This is a genomic window from Bartonella sp. CL266QHHD, assembly GCF_042195355.1.
GTDB lineage: Bacteria > Pseudomonadota > Alphaproteobacteria > Rhizobiales > Rhizobiaceae > Bartonella.
The window spans coordinates 1-2,543 of sequence record NZ_JBHIOD010000061.1; the positions used below are offsets into that span (position 1 = coordinate 1).

2 protein-coding genes are annotated in these 2,543 nt (G+C 39.8%); one reads left to right on the top strand and one right to left on the bottom strand.

Features of this window, described 5'->3' with window-relative positions; all coding sequences use genetic code 11:
• The first annotated feature begins 630 nt into the window (after positions 1–630).
• Positions 631–1,620, top strand: a complete 990-nt coding sequence (locus ACFIK7_RS08655; RefSeq protein ID WP_375663233.1) for an MFS transporter — start codon at positions 631–633, stop codon at positions 1,618–1,620.
• Positions 1,621–2,048: 428 nt separating this feature from the next.
• Here ACFIK7_RS08655 and ACFIK7_RS08660 read toward each other — a convergent pair whose 3' ends face one another.
• A complete protein-coding gene (locus ACFIK7_RS08660; RefSeq protein WP_375663234.1) occupies positions 2,049–2,423 on the bottom strand; it encodes a helix-turn-helix domain-containing protein in 375 nt (124 codons plus the stop codon).
• Positions 2,424–2,543 lie beyond the last annotated feature (120 nt).

The following is a 2,543-nucleotide window of genomic DNA, read 5'->3' on the forward strand; positions in this document are numbered from 1 at the left end:
TTTTGGTGCAAAGAGGTGGGGCAATAAAAAATCGCTTGTTGGTGCTTTGTTGCGTGAAAGTTGTTGGTGCTTTTAGGGTGTAAGAAAAAATTGATCATCTAATCAGTATTGCTAACGAAAAAAGAGGGGAGTGTGTTTTGGTGCAAAGAGGTGGGGCAATAAAAAATCGCTTGTTGGTGCTTTGTTGCGTGAAAGTTGTTGGTGCTTTTAGGGTGTAAGAAAAAATTGATCATCTAATCAGTATTGCTAACGAAAAAAGAGGGGAGTGTGTTTTGGTGCAAAGAGGTGGGGCAATAAAAAATCGCTTGTTGGTGCTTTGTTGCGTGAAAGTTGTTGGTGCTTTTAGGGTATGAGGAAAAATTGGTCATCTAATCAGTATTGCTAAGGAAAAAGAGGGGGAGTGTGTTTTGGTGCAAAGAGGTGGGGCAATAAAAAATCGCTTGTTGGTGCTTTTGCTGGGTAATGGTATGGTGTCATTTGGGGGCTGGATTGATTATATCGTGATTTTGACCGTATCTGTGTTCACTTGGAAAGCTAATCAATATGATGTCGCTTTTATTGGAGCGGCAACATTATTCCCTGGTATCGTTCTGTCTAAGCCAATTGGAATGTTGGTAAGTCCACCGTTCTATGATCCATTGGTTGCGGGCGTCACTGCTGTTACGGGCGCTATGTACTGTCGGTTTATTGCTGGCGACGAGTCTGCAAGGATTTATTATACTGGCAGTTATTCGAGCGACATTCAACAGTCTAGCCATGCCTGCAATTTCCGTTCTTAGTGCAAATTCTGTGCCTGAACACGGACGGACTCGTTACTATTCTGTGCTTAACATGATCAATAGCGCAGCAAAGATGATAGGACCTGCTTTGGGGAGTGCTCTGTCTGTACTTTTATCAGATACCTATACTTTATTATTTTCTGGTTTTTTGACATTGCTAGGCTTTATCGTGTTTTGTTGTCTTGGTGCACAACCTGTCTCGTCGCTAAGAATAAAAAAAGCGAATACCACGCAAGTACAGCAGAGGCTTTATGGGACAGCTTGGTATGCCTATGTGGCGGTGGTGTTTGTGTATTTTGCCATGGTCTTTATGGTGAATAATCAGTTGCCCGTTATTCTCAGCACAATGAAAATGAATAAACAGACTCTTGGAATGCTGGTATCTGCTTCAGCGATTGGTAATTTTCTCTATGGGTTTTGGCGTGTGAAACAATCAAAGCATAAACCCCTTACAGGCAAAATATCGGAGTTGTTAATGCCAGCAATGTCAACAATGATTGGTTTTGTCTTGATCTCAGTGTGCTTTTTTTACTTTGATTTACTCCGTATTGAGACTTTGTTGCTTTGTTTTTTCCTTATTGGAATGGTTAGCGCTTACTTTTCCATATCTTCTAATGTTTATCTGGTAAGCAATTTCAATGAACAGATTGGATTGGCTTCCGGATGGGTGCAGTCTATACAAAATTTAGCGATGTTGGTGGCGCCGTTTGTTGGAGCGTTTGTTTTAGGTCACACTTCGGCTGGAAAATTGTTCCTTCTTTCTGGATTGAGTGGATTATTCTGTTTATTGGCTATCAGGATATTGGTGAACCGTTCTTTGTCTATTATTCGTTCTCAATGATTGGCTCATCAATAAAACAAATGTTTTAAATCATTTTTCTGAGGTTTAGAGGACGTGGAGATAATCCAACATAGAGCAGCTTTTTCAACGTTATAGATTCAATTTTTGATTTTTACTTAACCGCTCATATTTTTGTTTTTTTTCGGGGCTTTGTTTTCTTGACACTGTTCTACCGTCTCGTAAACTCAATAGGGGGCATGGTTTTGAGCGATAATGTCATTTTTGTTTAACTCCGCTTTGCTACGAATAGTCAAACTTAAAAACTCAGCTGCTAATCCTCAATCAGCTTGGCTTGACGCAATAATGGAAACAGAAAACAAGCTATAGTGTGAATTATCTTATATGCCATAAAACATCACTCTTGGGGGTATGGTGATATCAGGTATGGGAAACTTTAGGCGGGGGTATGTTAATTGTTGCTCTTTTTCCTAATCAGAAATCAACCACAAGATTGCTTTTTGTTTTTTTGGCTGGAGGTCTCTAAAGTTTTTCAAAAGAGTGTGTTCTTTTTCGCTATAGGTTTCTTGATCACGGAGTGGGGTATTTTCTTTTGTTGAGATATCTTCTTTTGTAGCAATGTCTGCATAAAAAAAGCTTATAGGAACTTCCAGTTTTTGGGCGATTTTGAGTAAACATCCTGCGCTTACACGATTGAAGCCTTTTTCGTATTTTTGGATTTGTTGAAAACTGACACCTAAATGGCTTCCTAATTCTTTTTGGGAAAGGCTCATTGAAATGCGTCTGTGGCGAATTCTTTTGCCTATCAGAATGTCGATAAAANGACACCTAAATGGCTTCCTAATTCTTTTTGGGAAAGGCTCATTGAAATGCGTCTGTGGCGAATTCTTTTGCCTATCAGAATGTCGATAAAATTTGGATTTTTGGTTTGCACTTCAAGCCCCCCCTCCGGTTGCGAGCGCCCT